Origin of the sequence: Brevibacterium sp. FME17 (assembly GCF_014897515.1) — a bacterium.
Taxonomy (GTDB): domain Bacteria; phylum Actinomycetota; class Actinomycetes; order Actinomycetales; family Brevibacteriaceae; genus Brevibacterium.
Genome location: NZ_JABUYD010000003.1, coordinates 143,618 through 161,905, shown reverse-complemented (window position 1 = coordinate 161,905; position 18,288 = coordinate 143,618). Strand labels below are relative to the sequence as shown.

Annotated in this window: 15 protein-coding genes; 8 read left to right on the top strand and 7 right to left on the bottom strand. The window is 60.8% G+C overall.

Going from position 1 to position 18,288, the window contains the following annotated elements; all coding sequences use genetic code 11:
- Positions 1-84: 84 nt before the first annotated feature.
- Genes INT40_RS04370 through INT40_RS04360 form a run of 3 tightly spaced genes read right to left on the bottom strand, consistent with a single transcriptional unit; the run spans position 85 to position 3,330 of the window.
- Positions 85-1,023: a carbohydrate ABC transporter permease gene (locus INT40_RS04370; protein WP_226830800.1), complete on the bottom strand. Its 939-nt coding sequence runs from the start codon at positions 1,021-1,023 to the stop codon at positions 85-87.
- Position 1,024: 1 nt separating this feature from the next.
- Entirely contained in the window at positions 1,025-2,092 is a 1,068-nt protein-coding gene (locus INT40_RS04365; protein ID WP_319021934.1) for a sugar ABC transporter permease, read from the bottom strand.
- Positions 2,089-3,330, bottom strand: coding sequence for an extracellular solute-binding protein (locus INT40_RS04360; RefSeq protein ID WP_193095581.1), 1,242 nt, complete (start codon positions 3,328-3,330; stop codon positions 2,089-2,091). The genes INT40_RS04365 and INT40_RS04360 overlap by 4 nt, the downstream gene beginning before the upstream one ends.
- Before the next feature lie 260 nt (positions 3,331-3,590).
- Between INT40_RS04360 and INT40_RS04355 the strand changes: the two genes are divergently transcribed.
- Positions 3,591-4,685: an ABC transporter ATP-binding protein gene (locus INT40_RS04355; RefSeq protein WP_101570020.1), complete on the top strand. Its 1,095-nt coding sequence runs from the start codon at positions 3,591-3,593 to the stop codon at positions 4,683-4,685.
- Between the two features lie 117 nt (positions 4,686-4,802).
- Here INT40_RS04355 and INT40_RS04350 read toward each other — a convergent pair whose 3' ends face one another.
- Entirely contained in the window at positions 4,803-5,483 is a 681-nt protein-coding gene (locus INT40_RS04350; RefSeq protein ID WP_193070924.1) for a LysE family translocator, read from the bottom strand.
- A gap of 209 nt (positions 5,484-5,692) precedes the next feature.
- Here INT40_RS04350 and INT40_RS04345 point away from each other — a divergent pair, with 209 nt between their 5' ends.
- From INT40_RS04345 to INT40_RS04335, 3 genes are all read left to right on the top strand, one after another.
- A complete protein-coding gene (locus INT40_RS04345; protein ID WP_101570022.1) occupies positions 5,693-6,442 on the top strand; it encodes a M50 family metallopeptidase in 750 nt (249 codons plus the stop codon).
- A gap of 100 nt (positions 6,443-6,542) precedes the next feature.
- Positions 6,543-7,220 (top strand): HAD family hydrolase, encoded by a 678-nt coding sequence (locus INT40_RS04340; protein ID WP_193070922.1) that lies wholly within the window; start codon positions 6,543-6,545, stop codon positions 7,218-7,220.
- A 221-nt stretch (positions 7,221-7,441) separates the two neighbouring features.
- Positions 7,442-9,364 carry an HNH endonuclease signature motif containing protein gene (locus INT40_RS04335; RefSeq protein ID WP_193095580.1) on the top strand — a complete coding sequence of 641 codons (1,923 nt, stop codon included), beginning with the start codon at positions 7,442-7,444 and terminating at the stop codon, positions 9,362-9,364.
- A 121-nt stretch (positions 9,365-9,485) separates the two neighbouring features.
- Here INT40_RS04335 and INT40_RS04330 read toward each other — a convergent pair whose 3' ends face one another.
- Positions 9,486-11,081, bottom strand: a complete 1,596-nt coding sequence (locus INT40_RS04330; RefSeq protein ID WP_101570025.1) for a nucleobase:cation symporter-2 family protein — start codon at positions 11,079-11,081, stop codon at positions 9,486-9,488.
- A gap of 535 nt (positions 11,082-11,616) precedes the next feature.
- Here INT40_RS04330 and INT40_RS04325 point away from each other — a divergent pair.
- On the top strand, positions 11,617-12,996 hold the full coding sequence (locus INT40_RS04325) for an 8-oxoguanine deaminase (RefSeq protein ID WP_193095684.1): 1,380 nt from the start codon (positions 11,617-11,619) through the stop codon (positions 12,994-12,996).
- Positions 12,997-13,076: 80 nt separating this feature from the next.
- On the opposite strand, the gene INT40_RS04320 is transcribed toward INT40_RS04325, so the two are convergent.
- A complete protein-coding gene (locus INT40_RS04320; RefSeq protein WP_193095579.1) occupies positions 13,077-13,562 on the bottom strand; it encodes a hypothetical protein in 486 nt (161 codons plus the stop codon).
- 145 nt (positions 13,563-13,707) lie between these two features.
- Between INT40_RS04320 and INT40_RS04315 the strand changes: the two genes are divergently transcribed.
- On the top strand, positions 13,708-14,166 hold the full coding sequence (locus tag INT40_RS04315) for a DUF2871 domain-containing protein (RefSeq protein WP_193095578.1): 459 nt from the start codon (positions 13,708-13,710) through the stop codon (positions 14,164-14,166).
- Positions 14,167-14,385: 219 nt separating this feature from the next.
- On the opposite strand, the gene INT40_RS04310 is transcribed toward INT40_RS04315, so the two are convergent.
- On the bottom strand, positions 14,386-15,243 hold the full coding sequence (locus INT40_RS04310; RefSeq protein WP_193095577.1) for a MerR family transcriptional regulator: 858 nt from the start codon (positions 15,241-15,243) through the stop codon (positions 14,386-14,388).
- Between the two features lie 161 nt (positions 15,244-15,404).
- Here INT40_RS04310 and INT40_RS04305 point away from each other — a divergent pair, with 161 nt between their 5' ends.
- Both INT40_RS04305 and INT40_RS04300 read left to right on the top strand, forming a co-directional pair.
- A complete protein-coding gene (locus INT40_RS04305) occupies positions 15,405-16,121 on the top strand; it encodes a type 1 glutamine amidotransferase (protein WP_193070918.1) in 717 nt (238 codons plus the stop codon).
- A 141-nt stretch (positions 16,122-16,262) separates the two neighbouring features.
- Complete coding sequence (locus INT40_RS04300; RefSeq protein WP_226830829.1) at positions 16,263-18,044, top strand: alanine/glycine:cation symporter family protein; 1,782 nt, start codon at positions 16,263-16,265, stop codon at positions 18,042-18,044.
- Positions 18,045-18,288: the final 244 nt, after the last annotated feature.

Genomic DNA, 18,288 nt, shown 5'->3' with positions numbered 1-18,288 from the left:
TCGTGTTGACCGGACATGGGGGCGTGCACCGAGACGACGCGGGAATAGATCGGTTCTGCTGTGCCGCCGAGGCGGTTGTGCGTCCTACTTGACGCCGCCGGTGGTGAGCCCGCCGACGAGGCGCTTTTCGATGAGCATGAACAGCAGCACGACCGGCAGAATGCCGATGATCGAGACTCCGAAGACGTACTGCCAGCTCGTCTCGTACTGCCCGACGAACTTCGTCAGGGCCACGGAGATCGGCTGATTGCCCGCGGTCGAGAGAATGACAAGTGATGCGGCGAACTCGTTCCAGCACGCCACGAAGGTGAAGATGATCGCCGTGACGATGCCCGGCCACACGAGAGGCAGATTGATCCGGAACAGAACGGACATCTGCGAGGCGCCGTCCATGCGGGCAGCCTCGTCTATCTCCTTCGGAATCCCGGCGAAGAACGAGTGCATGATCCAGGTCGCGAAGGACAGGTTGAATGCGGCGTTGACCACGATCATCGCCGCCCATGTGTCGTTCATTCCCAGCATCGAGAACTGACGGAACAGGCCCGAGGTCAGCACCGCCGGCTGCAGCATCTGCGTGACGATGACGAGGAAGAGGAAGACCATTCGCCCGGGGAACTTGAACCGCGCTGTGTAGTAGGCCGCCGGCAGGGCGACAGCGAGGACGAGCAATGTCGCGCACACCGCGATGATGACCGTCGAGATCATGTTCTGCACGAGCGGCGTCTCCGGAGTCGACCACATGTCGACGAAGTTCTCCCAGTGCCATTCCTGTGGGAAATACGTCGGATCGACGGACCTGATCTGCGACTTCGTCTTCACTGAACCGAAGAACATGATGAGGTAGGGCAGGACGAAGACCGCGAGGATGAAGAACCCGACGACCATACGCAGGATCACGGTGCCCAGGGGAACCTTGTCGGCGGTGTAGCGGCGGGTGCGCGGAACCGGTCCAGACCTGGATCCTGATCCGCCGCTATTGTGCATCGCCGAGGTGGTGGCAGGAGAAGTCGGTGCAGCTTCCATATCAGACCTCTCGCATGGGTTTGACGACTTTGACGTAGACGATGACGACGACGATCACGATGAGGAAGGCGATGACGGACAGGGCACTGGCCACATCGACCTTTCGGTGCAGCTCGATGTACTTGAAGATGAGCGTCATGATCGTGTCCGCGCCGTACCCGGGGATCGACCCGGTCATCACTTTGAGGATCGGCAGCGAATTGAAGACGTTGATGATGTTGATGAGCACAGCGACGCTGAGTGCGCCACGCAGCTGCGGCAGGACCACCGCGAAATACGTGCGGATGGGGCCGGCGCCGTCCATCTTCGCAGCCTCGACCGTATCGACGGGCACCGTGGCCAACCCCGCCAGCAGGGTATATGTCGTGAACGGCAGAGACACGAAGATCGCAATGACGATTGACCAGATGAATCCAGTCGTCGGGTTCTTCGTCCATCCGTATCCGGTCGAATTTTCGATGAAGCCGATATCGACGAGGAACTTGTTGATCACTCCGAAATACGGTTCGAGGCCGTAGTAGAAGACCATGGTCGTCATCACCACCGAGGCGGCCCACGGGATGATCACGGCCATGCGGACCAGCTGGCGACCTGGGAATGCCTTGTTGAGCACCTGTGCAAGACCCAGGGAGATCACGACGGTGAGACCGACAGCGGCCACGACCCACACGAAGGTTCGGAAGATGATCGGCCAGAACTGAGAGAAGCCGAACACCTCGGCGTAGTTGGCGAAGCCCACCGAGCCTTTGTCGAGACCAGAAATCGCGAGGTCCCTGGTTGAGTTGAAGAACATCAGCCCGGCGGGGAAGAACACGACCCCGACAATGAGGATGAGCGCGGGGGCCAGCCAAGGCAGGGCCCGCAGCGTGTCCTTCCAGCCGACCTGACCACGCACGACACCTCTGCCCCCACGAGCTGCACCGATTTTGCTGGTGCCGCGCTTGGCGGCGTGATCAGCGGTGCCGCGGTTTGCAGCGCCACGTTCAGTGACGCCACCATCAGCGGTGTCCCGGCCGCCGATGGTGCCGACGTCTGAACCCGACTGCGAGTCGGAGGTCGCGCGACTCACCCTTCGTCGACCTGATCCTGGATCTGCTTGAGGACATCAGCGGCCGGCTTGGATTCGAGTTCACCGAAGAGTGACTTGAACGCACCGTCCGCGGCAGACCACTTCGAGTTGGTCGACGGGTAGAACTTCGCATCGGGCAGCAGGTCGAGGAAGGGTTTGAGGTCCTCATCGGACTCAAGCTTCTTCGAACCGGACTTCGTCACGGGCAGGAAGCCCTCAGCCTCGACCCAGGGGAGATAGTTGTCGGTGGTGTAGAAGTAGTCGAAGAACTTGGTGATCGCCTCGGCCTTGTCGTCGTCGTTCTTGAACGCCATGAGTTGGTCACCGACGCCGAGGGTCATCGCCGATCCGTCCTTCGTAGGGATCGGGACGACCGAGTAGTCGAGGTCAGGGTTGGACTCCTCGATCTGGCCGACTGTAGGGGGAAGGCCGACCTGCATGCCGATCTTTCCCTGGACGAAGATGTCGAGGAGCGGCGTGCGCTGAGAGGATCCCGGGTCATCCTGCGTTGCACCGGCATCGATCATCTTCTTGATCTGCTCGGCACCCGCCTTGTTCTCCGGGGAATCGATCGTGATCTTCTTTTCGTCGCCGAAGGTGCCTCCTCCGCCCCACAGCCAGATTGCGGCTTCGGCCTGAGCTTCCTCGGATCCCAGCGGCATGCCGTATCCGGCGACCCCATCACCGAGTTTGGAGACCTTCTTGGACGCGGAGAGGAGCTCGTCCCAATCTTTGGGTGCCTCTTTCACACCGGCCTTGTCGAGCAGTTCGTTGTTGACGAACAGTGCCCTCACCGAGGCGATGAGGGGGACGGCGTAGGCCGTGCCGTCTAGAGTCTCATTCTTGAGGAATCCCTCGTCGAAGTCCGACATGGTCTCGGGGCTCGTGACCTCTTCGGCCTTGTAGAGCAGGTCGTCAGAGGCGAAGCCGGTGAAGGGGCCGCCGTTGTAGATGTCGGGAGCCTCGCCGGCCTGGATCTTCGTTGACACGACCTTTTCGAGGTTGTCCCAGGACTGCACCTCGAGATTGACCTTGATGTCGTCGTTCTCTTTCTCGAATCCCTTGATGACGTCCTCCCACAGTCCCTTCGTTGCGTCGGAATACGTGGGTACGAGGAAGTCCAAGGTGGTCTTGTCTGTATCGCCGTCGGAACTGGATCCTCCGAAACCGCAGCCAGATATCGTCATCGACAGGGCTGCAGCGGCGGCGAGGATGCCAAGGCTGCGTGTTCTCTTCATATGCTGTTCTCCGTGACCAGAATTGGTGTATCCGATGTCCCAGTCGCCGTCGACTCGTCACATTGACCAGAACAGATGCAATGAATGAAAGTATGTAGTGAGTAGGGTCACAGGTCAAGTATGTAATCGCATCAGTGATGCAATTGAGGCCAAATCGAGCATTTTGGCGTATTGTTTATCATACTTTCGTGCAAGACTATGCTCTAAGTTTGGTTTTCTAAGGAAGCAGTTCTCAACGGTGAGGCGAGTGAAGGAAGTCTATGGTCAACGTTTCATTGAGCGGTGTGGGGCTGAATTATCCGGGCACGGACCGTCCTGCTGTCTCAGATGTCGATCTCGACGTCGTCGACGGTGAGTTCCTCGTCCTTGTCGGACCGTCGGGATGTGGCAAGTCGACAACGCTGCGAATGCTGGCAGGACTCGAATTTCCGAGCGTCGGCAGTATTCTCTTCGACGGTGAAGACGTCACCGATGTCTCCGCCAAGGTGAGGGACGTGGCGATGGTGTTCCAGTCCTATGCCCTCTATCCCCATATGACTGTCTCGGAGAATATGGAGTTCGCTCTTAAGAATGCCGGTATGCCCAAGGCGCAACGACGGGACCTGGTCGCCGAGGCTGCGGCGATGTTGGAGTTGGAAGATCTGCTCGAGCGCAAGCCCAAGGCTCTCTCCGGCGGTCAACGTCAGCGGGTGGCGATGGGGCGCGCAATTGTCCGACGTCCCAAGGTGTTTCTCATGGACGAGCCCCTGTCGAACCTCGATGCGAAGCTGCGAGTGCAGACGCGCGCGCAGATCTCGGCGCTGCAGAGCAAGCTCGGTGTCACCACGGTCTACGTCACGCATGATCAGACCGAGGCGATGACGATGGGCGATCGGGTCGTGGTGATGAACGAGGGGCACATCGAACAGATCGGTACCCCGCGGGAACTCTACAACTCTCCGGCTACTCTCTTCGTCGCCGCATTCATCGGATCCCCGACGATGAATCTCATTTCCGCAACGCGGAACGCCGATGGCAGTGCGAGCGGTTCTGGAATCACCGTGCCTCTGCGCTCGGATCTTCCAGACTCGAGTGACGAGATCGTGCTCGGAGTCCGTCCTGAGGACTTCTCCGTGACCCCGGGTGAGGGCACCAGCCCACTCGACCTCGAGATCTCCCTCGTCGAGGAGCTCGGCTCCGACACCTTTGTCTACGGCACCACCCCGAATCAGGATCCCCTGCGATTGCGGGACAAACCTTTCGTTGCACGCCTGAGCAAGGGCGGAGTGCCCCGCCGGGGTGAGCGGCTGACCGTCCATATCGACCCCACTCAGGTCCGAGTCTTCGATTCCCAGACGCAGCAGCTGGTCGGCTGAGTCGGTGACTGACGCCGAACAGCGTCAGCAGCTGGAACTGAACGGTGTCACCGGCTGGAACTGAACGGTGTCACCGGCTGGATCCGAACGGTGTCACCGGGCTGGCACCGAACACTTTCACTGGCTGGCGAAGGCCAGGGTTCCGCCTAAGCCGATGAGCATGCCGCCGCCGATTCCACGGATACGCGACATCCGCCTCGGCGAGCGAGCGAACCAGTTTCTCGCCGTTCCGGCGATGAATGCCCAGGAGCCGTCGGAGAACAGGGCGAGGGCTTGGAAGAAGAGACCGAGGATGATCATCTGCAGCGGCACATGTCCGGCTTCGATCGAGACGAATTGCGGGAGGGCCGCGACGAAGAAGATGATGGTCTTCGGGTTCGAGATGCCCACGATGAAGCCCTGCATGAACATTGAGCGGTAGCTGAGTTCGCGTCCGGCAGGGACAAAGGAATCCACCTCACAGTCGCCGCTTGTGGCGAGTGTCGGGTCCTCGGGCACCTCGTTGCCGATCTTGCGATGACGGATGCCCTGAACACCCAAGTACACGAGGTAGCCGGCGCCGAGGATCTTGACGATCGTGAAGATCACGACCGACTGGGCGACGACCGTGCCCACTCCGAAAGCCACGGCCACAATGAGCGGGATGATGCCGACGCTGCCGCCGAGTACGCTCGTCAGGCCCGACCGTCGTCCATGAGACAGTGATTGGCCGACCACGAAGAGCACTGTGGGCCCCGGGATCACGATGATGATGAGGGCGGCGGCGAGAAAAGCGAGAAGAGCGTCGGTGGTCGGCACAGAAGAATTCTATGGTCGCGACTGAACCGCAGGTAAGGGGCTGACGCGGAGATTTCGATCACGTGAAGGGTGCCGGGTGGGGAGATGTCGGGCGGGGAGACGTCGGGCGGAGGGGACCCTGAAGACTCCACTCAGACTCAATTCATAGACTGGGCCGCTATGAATGAGCAGCAGTTGTCTGTGGTGCGGACGATGTCGGCGGTGCCCGCGTGGATCTGAATCAAGGCCTATCGACATGGTGGGACGCCATCACGTCCGGATTCGGGCGCCAGGACGGCCTTGAGCCCGATGCCGTGCAGCTGCTCCTCGTCATCGGCATTCCTCTTCTCGTCACGCTGACGCCCGGAATCTGGCGCTTCTTCGGCATGTTCGTCACCTTCGTGCACGAACTCGGCCACGCCTTCGCCGCGCTGATGACCGGTCGAGTCGTGAAGGGAATCTCCCTGAATTTCGACCACTCCGGACAGATGAACTCCTTCGGCAAGGTCGGCTTCTCCGCGACCTGGTCGGGCTTCTGGGGATATCCGGCACCCGGCGTCCTCGGATTGGTCCTCATCACCTCGGCGACTCAGGGCTGGGCTCCTCTGGCGCTGTCGGTCGGTGCCCTCATCCTGCTTGTTGCGCTCATCTTCATCCGGAACCTCGCGGGCGCCTTGATCGCGGTGGTCACGGCTGTGGCCGCGCAGCTCGTCGTCGTGTTCCTGCCGATCGAATGGATCTCCGTGTTCGTCGCCGGCCTGGGAACAGCTCTGGCTATCGGCTCGCTCAAGGACCTCGTCAAGGTCATCAGAGTCCACACCCGCAGGCGCCATATCCAGCAGTCCGACGCCTACATCCTCGCCCAGGGCTCCAGCCTGCCCGCGGGCGCCTGGCTGAGTCTGTTCGCGCTGGTCATCATCGTCTGCGCGCTCGCCTCCACCTCCATCCTGTATTCGGCATCCACGCTTTCGCTCGGCTGATCTGAGGCTGGGTGTTCCACGACCGATCTGAGGTCACTCGGGGCGGCTCGAGACCGAGGGCGGCGGCAGCTGGGTCAGTGCCGAATGGCAGAATCGGAGTATGAATCTGAGCCCGAAGTATGCCGCTGTGTTGTTCGACTGCGACGGAGTGCTCGTCGACTCTGAGCGCCTCACGAACACGGTTCTGTGGGAAATGCTCAATGAAATGGGGTGGCAGATCTCGCGGGAGGAGTGCATTTCCCGGTTCGTCGGGAAGATGCTCCGCGATGAGGCCGACGTCATCGAGGAACATTCCGGAGTCCGCATCGACGCGCAGTGGCTCAGCGAGTTCCGTGAGCGTCGCAATGACGCTCTCGAGGCTTCATTGGAAGCAATTCCGGGAGTCGCCGAGGCGGTTCGTGCCCTTGACGCCGCCTACCCCGGCCGGCTCGCGGTTGCATCGAGCGCTGACCGTCCCAAGATCAACCTGCAGCTGCAGAAGATTGGACTTTTCGGCGTCTTCGACGGCCGGATCTTCTCCGGTATGGAGCTGCCGCAGTCGAAGCCGGCTCCGGATGTGTATCTGGCGGCCGCCGATGCTCTCGGCGTCGATCCTGCCGAGACAGCAGTGATTGAGGATTCACCGACCGGTGTGAAAGCGGGAGTGGCGGCGGGCGCACACGTGCTCGGGTTCTGCCCTGACTCACCAGTCCACCAACGGCCCGAAGTGCTCGAAGACGTGGGAGTCCATGAGATCTTCACCGAGATGCAGCAGCTGCCGGGGTTGCTCCTGCGCTGATATTGCTGGATCTGGACGGAGTTCGCCGGGCCTGCTGGGAGGTGCGCCCGGATAGGTTGCTCAGTGAAAGTCGCTCAGACATCCAGGTCAATAAAGCGATGTGATCGAATCATTCTCGAACTAAACCACTGTTTGTGATCATATTGTGATGTTAACCACCGATGACTGCGACTAGAATTGAGGTAGGCACACACAGCGACGTGAAGATCAGGTGACCACCCGTGAAGCTTCCTTCCGATTCCGACAGAACCGAATCCGAACCTGCACGTGACTTCGTTGGAAATCCTCGTCGCCTCCGCATCGATGCGGATTCTCCTTTCGCCGATGCCGCTCAGATATTTGCCGCAAGCGACCAGGCGCAGCTGTCGGCACTGGATGTCTCTGCCGAACTGTTCTTCAACGAAACCGTAGAGAATCTGCGCCTCTACAACCCTCGGCCCGGCCAGCCATATGCACACGCGACGATCGCCGAGACCGTCCGCAGGTTCCAACATGACCGTCGTTCGTCCAAAGTTTCGAAGGCCAAGAATCGGAAGAAGCAACTTCCGTCCTTTCCTCGCTTCAGGCTGGACCAGACCTTCTACGGCTGGGTGCACGACCTTTCCCAAGCTGAAGACATCGCGGAGTTCACTACAGTTCTGGGCACGACGACCGCACGAGCATTTGCGCAGATAACTTCAGCGATGATTCTCCTCCACGGACTGCCCAAATTCTTTGCGCGCTGCCTCGCCGGTGACTTCACCATCGAGCACGTCCACGCCACTGCTCATGCCTGCCGGGACGTGAAGTTCGAGAATCTTCCTCTCATCGATGACTACCTTGCGCAGCGTCGCCCCGACATCACCATTGAAACCTTCAAGAAGTCCTTGGGGATGAAGATCGCCGCCCTCGAACCCCTCGAAGAGCGTATGGAAGAGGCGAGCAAGCGTCGCCGAGTCTCCATCACGACCACTGCCGATGGGACCGCGTTCCTCACATTGTCTGGACCGGCTCCCGAACTCCAGGCGTGCTATCTGCGGATAGCAGCTTTCGCACGAGCGATACGCTCCGGGAATATCGCAGCATTCAGCGACCAACTTGAGCCGGGCACCGCGATTGACGATGACCGGGGAATTGATGCGCTGATGTTCGACATCCTCACTCGCACCGTTCCCCAGCTCAGCATTCAAGTCACCTCGACCGATACGACGACGGGGGAGACGTCGACACGCGACATTCCCCTTGATCTGTCTGCTGAGCAGCCTCCGACTCCGGCGTCCGTCGTCAATGCCGTGAATAAGAGTGTCACCGGGGCTTCTGCTGACAACGCCAGCGGTTGCGAATCAGACAGCAGAGGTGACGCAGACGCTGGTGAAGCTGCGAGAGGAGCGGAAGTCGTTCTCACGATGCCTACTCACGAGCAGTGGCTGGACTCGCAGGCAAAGATGATCACGACGGTCCCTTTCCTCACCCTCGCAGGCTCTGCCGAACTCCCCGGAACGTTCTCTGACGGTTCTCCGATTCCAGCGGATACCGCGCGACGCGTCGCCCAACACGCGAAGTCCTGGACTCGGATTCTCACAGACCCGGCCAGCGGTACACCGGTCGACGCCAAGGCTACGACCTACCAAATACCCGCAAATGTTCGCCAGACTCTGATTGCGAAATGGCAGTCATGCACGATTCCCGGTTGCACGCGCAGAGCGGAGACCACTGAGATCGACCACATCGTCCCCTTCGACTACGATCATCCGGCCGCCGGTGGGCTTACTCGATTCGGTAATCTCCACCCGCTGTGCAAGCTGCACCATCAGGCGAAGACAGATCGTAAGTACTCGGTACGGATGAATAGATCGGGTTTCGTGCAGTACGTCTTCCGACACGGCATGAGCGCCGAAGTTGCGGCCGGAGACCATCCGATCAATGCCGCTCACGCGAAGATATTCGCTGAGTTGCAGCAGCCCGTCACCACGTCTGATCCACCGAAACCGGAAAGCCGGCCCGCAGGCGAGCCCTGGCACGGGGAGAAGCGAACGTCTCAGGAATGTCCAGGGCCGGCGGCTGCCAATGGGCAAGCCGGATGGGTGAAGAACAGCTCGATGCTCAGCGATCACGCGAGCGAAGACGAGTGGATTTGGGATTCCGGTGGCCCGCCGCCCTTCTGAGCCTCAGGTTCCAGCAGTAAGCCGCCAGTGCTGGGTGCGTATGCACCACCACCGGCGGCTATGACTGAGCTGCGGGACGACGAGACTATGGAGCTGGGTCGTCCGTTCAGTTGGACAGGTGTCAGTCTTCGGTCTCTCTGATCACTCGGCGCACGTCATCTTGAGTCTGCGCCTCGCCCTTGTTGATCGCCTCCACAACCTTCTCGTGCTGATGGTCGGTGACGACAGGAATCTCCTCACCGTTGCAGTCGACGATCTTTCCGTCCTTTACGGTGTCGCCCTCCGCGAGAAGAGCCTCGCGGTTGATGAGTCGTTCGAGTTCGTCTTTGCGGATTGCTCGGCCGGTGCCTGCGACGAACACCGAACGATCTGTGCGGTCCTTGTTCTTCACACCGATGTGGTTGAACACCAGGTTGAGCAGCACAGCCATCAGAGTGGCCGAGGAGATGCCGGACTGGAGGATGATGCCGACCCAGGATGGGAACGAGCTGTAGAACTCGGGCTCGACGACCGGGATGATGCCGAACGCCAGGGCGACGGCGACGAGGATCATGTTGAGGTTGCCCTCGTATTCGACCTTGGACAAGGTGCGGATGCCCGAGGCTGCCACGGTGCCGAAGAGGACGATGCCAGCGCCGCCGAGTACCGGAGAGGGAACCGCGGCGACGACTCCGCCCATGACCGGGAGCAGGCCGAGGACGACGAGGATGGCACCGCCGGCAGTGACGACGAAGCGGGACTTCACCCCGGTGATCGCCACAAGTCCGACGTTCTGAGCAAAGGCTGACTGGGTGAAGGAGTTGAAGATCGGTGACACTGCCGAGGACAGCATGTCTGCGCGCAGGCCCGAGGCGATGCGCTTGGAGTCGACCTTGGTCTTCACGACCTCGCCGACAGCGATGATGTCAGCGGTGGTCTCTGCAAAGGTCACGATGATGACGATGAACATCGAGACGATGGCGGCCGCTGAGAATGTCGGCATACCGAAGGCGAAGGGCTCCGGGAATGCGAAGATTCCTCGATCGAGGACCTGGGAGAAGTCGGCCCAGCCGAAGATCGCGCAGACGACCGTCCCGACGACGATGGCCAAGAGGATCGAGAGTCGAGAAACCATCGCCACGGGAATTCGGCTGAGCACGAGGACGATCGCGAGTGTGCCGACGGCGATGAGGATGTTGCGGCCACTGCCGTAATCGGGGGCCTCGGCGTTTCCGCCCATTGCCCAACCGGCGGCCACCGGCATGAGGGACAAGCCGATCGTCGTGATGACGGTGCCTGTGACGACAGGTGGGAAGAACTTCACAATGAGCGCGAAACCTGGTGCGACGATGAGGCCGATCACCGAGGCGACAAGGACTGCACCGAAGACCTCCGGCAGTCCGTCACCTCCAGCGAGGATCGACGTCATTGTGGCGACTCCGGCGAAGGACACTCCCTGGACGAGAGGCAGCTGTGAGCCGAAGAAGGGAACGCCGAATGACTGCAGAATGGTGGCCAAGCCGCCGACGAACAGGCAGGAGGCGATGAGTACGCTGATCCCGCCGCCATCGAGGCCGGCTGCTTTGCCGATAATGAGGGGGACGGCGATGATGCCGCCGTACATGGTCAGTACGTGCTGTAGACCGTAGGCGAATGAGGTGCCGACCGGAAGTCTCTCATCCTCCGGACGAGTCGATTCCGTTCGCGTGTTCTTAGGAGCCTGCTGAGATGCCGACATCTATCTCTCCGTTGAGTTCCTCCCTGAGTGACAGCCTCGGGCCCGTTGCCGCGATGGGCGATTCGGGTGGTCGACTGAACGTGAGGGATCGGTTTCACTACTTCCGAGATGTGAAAGTATATTTCCTTATCGCAAAATGCTAGGTGAATGGTCAGTGGATGGCAACTTCATTTGGTGACCTGCCACACATGCTAGAGTTCAGTCTTGCCGGTGGCGCCACGGGGGACAAATAAGTGCCCCCTGAGGTGCATTACCCGAAGGTAAGCGGTATAGCGCGGTATTGCTGCGAGTGCGGAAAGCACTCGCATCCTGCGACCCGCACCATCACACCGGACGGCGGAGCAGCAGACGCCGAGAAACCTGAGCTGGCGGCGATTCGCCCCCAGTCGTGTCGCCGCACAACGGTCGAACTGATGATTTGACCGATTCAGCACTGAAAGGCGGCACCATGAACACGGGAATCGAAACTCCAGCAGCCAACACCCCAACTCCAGCAGCTCGCACCCGGGTAGCCAATACCTCGGCAGGCTCCACAATGTGGCTGCGCAATCCTATGGCCGTCCACCTCGGCCGCGGAATCGATCCGGCTCAGGCCTCGGGCGGAATCGTCGTGGACACGACGTCCGGAACGATTGTCGAGCTTGTTCCCGCAGGTGGTGAGCCCAGTGGGGGAGCGCAGTCCGTCGCCGAGGTGGTCGATGCGAGTGCGCACGTGATCACTCCGGGACTCATCAACACCCATCATCACTTCTACCAGACCTTGACTCGGGCCTGGGCTCCCGTGGCGGATTTGCCGCTCTTCGGTTGGCTGACCAATCTCTACCCGGTGTGGGCCCGTCTGACACCGAAGGCCCTCGAGCTGGCCACCACGGTGGCCATGGCGGAACTGCTTGAATCGGGATGCACGACAGCCGCCGACCACCACTACCTGTTCCCGACCGGCATGGATGAGGCGATCGACATTCAGGTCGACGTGACCAGAATGCTCGGCATGCGCGCCATGCTCACCCGCGGATCGATGTCCCTGGGAGAGAAGGATGGCGGACTGCCGCCGCAGCAGACCGTGCAGGATGCGGACGTGATCCTCGCCGATTCCCGCCGCCTCGTCGAGGCCTATCACGAACGCGGCGCCGGGGCGCAGATCCAGATCGGCTTCGCCCCATGCTCGCCCTTCTCCGTGACCACCGAACTCATGCGCGATAGCGCGATCCTTGCCGAGGAGCTCGACGTCCGGCTTCATACTCACTTGGCGGAGACCCTCGACGAGGAGGAGTTCTGCCGGGAACGATTCGGACTGCGCACCGTCGACTACCTCGAGTCGGTGGGTTGGCTCACCGATCGATCCTGGCTGGCCCACGGTGTGCACTTCGACAGTGATGAGATCACCCGCCTCGGCGAGGCCGGTGCCTCCGTGGCACATTGCCCGACCTCGAACATGCGACTGGCCTCGGGAATCGCTCGGGCCGTTGAACTCGAGGATGCGGGCGTCAACGTGGGCCTCGGGGTCGATGGTTCGGCGTCGAACGATGCCTCGAATCTTATTCGTGAGGTCCGCCAGGCCCTGTACATTCAGCGTCTGCGCTACGGCTCGGAAGACGTCACCTGCGCTCGCGTCCTCGACTGGGCCACCCGTGGATCCGCTGCGGCGCTGGGCCGTGATGACATCGGTCGCATCGAGGTCGGCAAGCAAGCGGATCTGGCGATGTTCCGCCTCGACGGACTGGCCTTCTCCGGCTCACACGACCCGATTCCTGCGCTCGTTCTCTGTGGGGCGGAGAAGGCGGATCGGGTCATGGTCGCCGGCCACTGGCGCGTCCTCGACGGCAATGCCATCGGCAGCAACGGTGTACAGCTGGACAAGGAAGCACTCATCGCAGCCCACCAGGAAGAGGCCCGGAAGCTCGTGGCTGGCTGAGCTGCAGTCCCCGAGCTGAGTCCAGCCCTACCTGAGTCCAGCCCTACCTGAGTCCAACCCAGCCGTACCTAAGCCCAGGCTCAGTTCTCGGGTTTCCGGAATACCTCGCGCATGTGATCGCTGGTGAGGAAGTCGCCGACGCCGATCATGATGAGGCTGAAGACGATCTGCTCGGTGATCATCCACACGGGATAGAGGCCGGGGATGGCGGCCATGACCAGGGTGATCACCGGGAAGATCTGGGCAAACAGGCGCAGCCGCTGGTAGCCCCAGTAGAAGCCCTTTGTTGAGCGCCAGAAGAAGTAGAACAGTGTCGCGGTCATGCCGAGGACGACGACGGTGCGCATCCAGACCGCGAACGGCACAGGTTCGCCGGCGCGAGCGATGATGATGGCGAAGACGACGGCACCGAACCCGAGGACCAACTCGAAGATGAGCAGCCCCGTGATCCACGCGAACGCGCGCTTCGTCTTCGGGTGAGTAAGACCTTCGGCCGGAACGATGAGCCCGGCCTTGCTGCCACCCGCGATATGGTCGATCTTTGCGAACACATTTTCGAAGGCCATGACTTCAGGCTAGCCTCCGAACACGCTGGTTCTCCGCGAATCAAGGGATTTTGACCGTGTGAGGACGAACATCAATCAAAAGTTGGGAATAGAGTTCAATCCTCTGGGTCAGGATACTGGGGCCGAATCTTGATGAAGTATAAGCATGAAGAAAATATTCAACGCGGCATTCGCATACATGATCATCGGTGTCCTCGCCGGCCTGTTCTACCGTGAGTTCACCAAAGCCAACGACTTCCCTGAAGGAGACTTCACCCAACTGAGCGTGGTTCACACGCACCTGCTGACGCTCGGCTTCATCGTCCTGCTCATCGTCCTCGTCCTCGACAAGGTCTTCGGGCTCTCGGGCACGAAGATGTTCTCCTGGTTCTTCTGGACCTACAACGTGGGCATCATCCTCACTGTCGGCATGATGGTTTGGCATGGATCGCTGACTGTCCTCGGCCAGGAATCCAACGCCATGATCGCGGGCATCGCCGGACTCGGCCACATCGCGCTCTCCGTGGGCATGGTCCTTCTGTTCCTGTCACTGCGGAAGGCGATCGTCACCGGTTCCAATAAGGTCACCGGAACCGATCCGGTCGCACCGTCGATCACCTACTGATCACGACCAGCAAAGGATCGTCACCTACTGATCACGACCAGCAGCAGGCCAAGCCCGATCAACTGATCACCGCCGCCGAGGTGGCTCAGGGGCCCGCACCGAACGACGTCATCGTTCGGGGCGGGCCCCTGTTCGACACTCTGCGATTCGTCGAAGGCGCGCGACTCATCGACGCTCTACGATTCATCGACAGCCTGCGGCTCGTCGAGGGCGCGCGATTCAGCTCGTGATCGGCTGCTGAAGTTCGACCACCCAGCCGGAGCGGTCTGAGTCGCTGTTGCTGGAGTCGGCACTGTCGTCGCCGACTTCCAAGTAGACCTCTCGGCACGGACCGATGAGAGAGTATCCCTGAGTAACGCACCACTCCGAGAGGTGCTGCCAGCTCGCGCCGATCCGACTCATCGACCCTTCGTGAATGAGTGTGCCCGCAGTGCACGACGGCAGCTCGGTGACGCGGAGGTCATCAGCGTGGAGTTCAACAGCGTGTAGCGAGGCGCTGTTCTGACCGTCGGACGCGGTCGCACGGTAGCCGCACGTGACTTCGGTTCCTGCTTCGGTGTCGGCGTAGAGGCCGATTCCGATGTCCGGATCTCCTCCGGCGCTCGCAATCTGTTGGGCGGCTCTGCCGAAGCGCGGCCCAATCTCCGAGGTGTCGAACGGTGGCTCACCGAGCATGACCGTCGTGCCGACGATCCTCTCTGCTGGAAGCTCCTTGATGATGCAGTCCGGGTGGTCCATGGTCGTCCTTTCGATGAGGGCCAGTCGAAACTCGACGTCGGCCAATGAGGCTGCCGCGGCCGACTGTTCGGCCAGCAGCTGGTGACGACGCAACTCGAGCATGTCGACGAGCTCGGGTGTGCTGAGGCCCGAATCGAGGAACTCGGCGACTTTCCTGAGCGGGATGCCCAGAGAATTCAGCGCCATGATTCGGTTCAATCGGGTCAGCTGAGCCACCGAATAACTGCGATGGCCGCTGAAGTGGTCGACCTCGTACGGCTGCAGCAGGCCAAGTGTCTCGTAGTGCCGGAGCATCCGGACGGAGACCTGGCCGAGCCGGGCGAATTCACCGATCTTCATGAGTTGCCCTCCGCATCACTCAGATTCTTGAGCTGTTCGTGTCGTCATTGCCATTGACTCACCTGCCACAGTGTCAGATTCAACCCTCTGTCAGACACAACCCCGTGTTAGGTTCAAGACTATGTCGACGTTCGTGTTCGACATCAGTGACAATGGTCGGCATGAGCGATATGAGGATCCTGGTCATCGAACATGAGGCCGGCGCGGGACCGAAGAGATTCGGCGAATGGCTGACCGAGGCCGGCGCCGAGGTGGTTGTCCTTCGCCCCTACCTCGGCGATGAGATTCCTACCGCTCTGGACGGCTATGCCGCTCTTCTCGTTCTCGGTGGGTCTGCCGGGCCACTCGAGGACACGGTCAATCCATGGCTGCCCGAGGTCAGGGACCTGTTGCGGCGATCGGCGGCCGGGGAGTTCCCGAGCTTCAACATCTGCCTCGGCGGTGAGCTCTTGGCCGCTGCCACCTCGGCGAAGATCATCCGCCGTGAGCACCCGCAGATCGGGATCTACGACCTGCACACCACCTCGGCGGGAGAAGCAGATCCCGTGTTCTCCGCCATCGCGGGGGAGACGATTCCGGCGGTCCTCTTCCACCAGGAGGAGATGGAGCTGCCCGGCGGTGCCGAACTCCTGCTGACGGGATCCGACGCACCGATCCAGGGCTACCGCGTCGGCGAATTCGCGTGGGGCACCCAGTTCCATCCCGAGTCCGACGCCGCGCAGGTTCAGCTGTGGCTGAGTTCGGATCCCCTCCAACTGCCTGCGGGCAAAACCAATGAGTCCATCACGGCCGAAGTCGCCGAGGCGGACTCCGATCTGATCAGGATCAACCGGGCACTCGCGCACAGCTTCGTCGACTTCCTGCGCGGACGCGAGTGAATTCTGGAAGAGCCCCGGTGACCTCAGGGTTTGTTGAAAGCTGAATGTCAGCTGACAGCCGGTGGCGTTCTTGCTAGGTTGATCTCAGGCGCCGGTCCCGGACCGATCCTCCGGACGAATCGCAACCAAGCGCCCGTGAAGATGAAACCTATAATTGAAAATTTTGGCCAGATCCACGACATTGCCGTCGTGGATTCCACTCCGATCAGTGCAGACCGGATGACCACCGTTTCCCAATCCGTTGACGTATCAGCAGGCGGAGACGTCATAGCAAGCACGGGCATCACAGCAGACACAGGCATTACAGCAGGTACAGACGTCACAGCGGCAGGCGTCGACCAGGCGATCGAGTCGTTCTTCGGTCCGATCGCTCAGACCTTCAGCGAGATCGTCTTCTTCGAACTCAACATCGGCGGACTGGGCATCCCGCTCATCGTCGTCTGGCTCATGGCAGCAGCCGTCTTCCTCACCATCTATCTGAGATTCCAGCCGGTCACAGGACTGAAGTACTCAGTCGGAATCATCCGCGGACGCTTCACCCGCAAGACCGACCCCGGGCAGGTCTCGAGCTTCCAAGCGCTCGCCACCGAACTCTCCGGCACGGTGGGACTGGGTAATATCGCCGGTGTCGCGGTCGCCATCACGATCGGCGGGCCCGGTGCTGCCCTGTGGATCATCATGTTCGGCTTCTTTGCCATGACGGTGAAGATGGCCGAGGCTACTTTGGGCGTGAAGTATCGCAAGGTCCATGCTGATGGGACAGTCTCCGGCGGGCCCATGTATTACCTGCGTGACGGGCTGGCTGAAATCGGGCGCCCGAAGTTGGGTAAGTTCCTCGCAGTCTTCTACGCAGTCACCACAGTCATCGGCGTGATCGGTGCAGGCAATCTGTTCCAGGCCAATCAGGCGGCCTCGATCCTCGTCAAGGCCTCCGGTGGTGAGGGCAGCTTCCTCGATGGGAAATCCTGGCTCATCGGTGTTGTGTTCGCAGCGCTGACCGCGTTGGTCATCCTCGGCGGAATCAAGAAGATCGGGCAATGGACGTCGAAGCTGACTCCGCTGATGGCGATCCTCTACTTCTTCAGCGTCATCGTCATCCTCGCCGTGAACGTCGGAGAGATTCCGCACGCCTTTGCCCTCATGTTCACCGGCGCCTTCAGCCCCGACGGGGTGACCGGCGGAATCATCGGCGTTGCGATCGTCGGGATTCAGCGTGCCCTGTTCTCCAATGCCGCAGGCGTCGGCTCGGCCGGTATGGCCCATGCCGCGTCGAAGACGACGAAGCCAGCGACCGAGGGGTTCGTAGCGATGTGGGAACCTCTCATCGACTCCGTCATCATCTGCACCCTGACCTCACTGGCAATCATTACCACAGGCCTTTACGGATCGACGACCGAAGACGGAATCGGTTTGACGTCGGAGGCCTTCGCGACCGTCGCCGGTTGGTTCCCGCTTCTGCTGACGGTCTGCGTCGTCCTCTTCGCATTCTCGACGATCCTCGCCTACGGCTACTACGGTCAGCAGGCCCTGGGATACCTGACCGGCAACTCGAAGAAGGCAGACAAGGCCTATCAGATCTTCTGGATCCTGGCCGTCATCATCGGCGCGTCCATGTCGCTGGATTCGGTCATCGCGTTCTCCGATGCGATCTTCTTCCTCATGGCATTCCCCAACCTTCTGGGACTCTACTTCCTGTCGAGGATCTTGCGGCTGGAGATCCTGCGCCTGCGCAAGCGCATCGATGTCGGAGTGATGCGGGAGATCACGCCCGCCGAACTGCAGGTGGGCATGGGTGACCATGAGCCGACCGCCGAGCAGATCAAAGCCGCCGAGGCGGGCCGTCGTCGCAAGCGGGACAAGTTGCGTGAGGTGCGGGATTCCCTCCGAGCAAAAAAATTGGAGCGTACGAAGAGGAGCGGCTGACCCGTCGCTGAACCGATGGCCGCAATAGGTGTGAGCGCGTCGCAGATCCCGGTGACCCGGGAAACTTCCCTGGTGAGAACATTTGCAGTAGTTTTCGGTCCGCGAACTGGCGGGAAAAGGTTGTGGGGATTTATCCTGGGAGACAAGACCTCTTGGTGTGCATCGGCTGAAAAGAGAGTCGTCTCGAAGTGTTGACTCGAAGTCCAGGACCGATATACTCGTCGGTAACACCTGCTAGTAACTT

What these genes read in the sequence shown, in the direction of transcription:
- INT40_RS04340 (WP_193070922.1), top strand. Translation starts at nt 6,543, where the DNA reads ATGAATCTGAGCCCGAAGTATGCCGCTGTGTTGTTCGACTGCGACGGA.
- INT40_RS04305 (WP_193070918.1), top strand. Translation starts at nt 15,405, where the DNA reads ATGAGCGATATGAGGATCCTGGTCATCGAACATGAGGCCGGCGCGGGA.
- INT40_RS04320 (WP_193095579.1), bottom strand. Translation starts at nt 13,562, where the DNA reads ATGGCCTTCGAAAATGTGTTCGCAAAGATCGACCATATCGCGGGTGGC.
- INT40_RS04325 (WP_193095684.1), top strand. Translation starts at nt 11,617, where the DNA reads ATGTGGCTGCGCAATCCTATGGCCGTCCACCTCGGCCGCGGAATCGAT.
- INT40_RS04360 (WP_193095581.1), bottom strand. Translation starts at nt 3,330, where the DNA reads ATGAAGAGAACACGCAGCCTTGGCATCCTCGCCGCCGCTGCAGCCCTG.
- INT40_RS04310 (WP_193095577.1), bottom strand. Translation starts at nt 15,243, where the DNA reads ATGAAGATCGGTGAATTCGCCCGGCTCGGCCAGGTCTCCGTCCGGATG.
- INT40_RS04315 (WP_193095578.1), top strand. Translation starts at nt 13,708, where the DNA reads ATGAAGAAAATATTCAACGCGGCATTCGCATACATGATCATCGGTGTC.
- INT40_RS04355 (WP_101570020.1), top strand. Translation starts at nt 3,591, where the DNA reads ATGGTCAACGTTTCATTGAGCGGTGTGGGGCTGAATTATCCGGGCACG.
- INT40_RS04300 (WP_226830829.1), top strand. Translation starts at nt 16,263, where the DNA reads ATGAAACCTATAATTGAAAATTTTGGCCAGATCCACGACATTGCCGTC.
- INT40_RS04330 (WP_101570025.1), bottom strand. Translation starts at nt 11,081, where the DNA reads ATGTCGGCATCTCAGCAGGCTCCTAAGAACACGCGAACGGAATCGACT.
- INT40_RS04370 (WP_226830800.1), bottom strand. Translation starts at nt 1,023, where the DNA reads ATGGAAGCTGCACCGACTTCTCCTGCCACCACCTCGGCGATGCACAAT.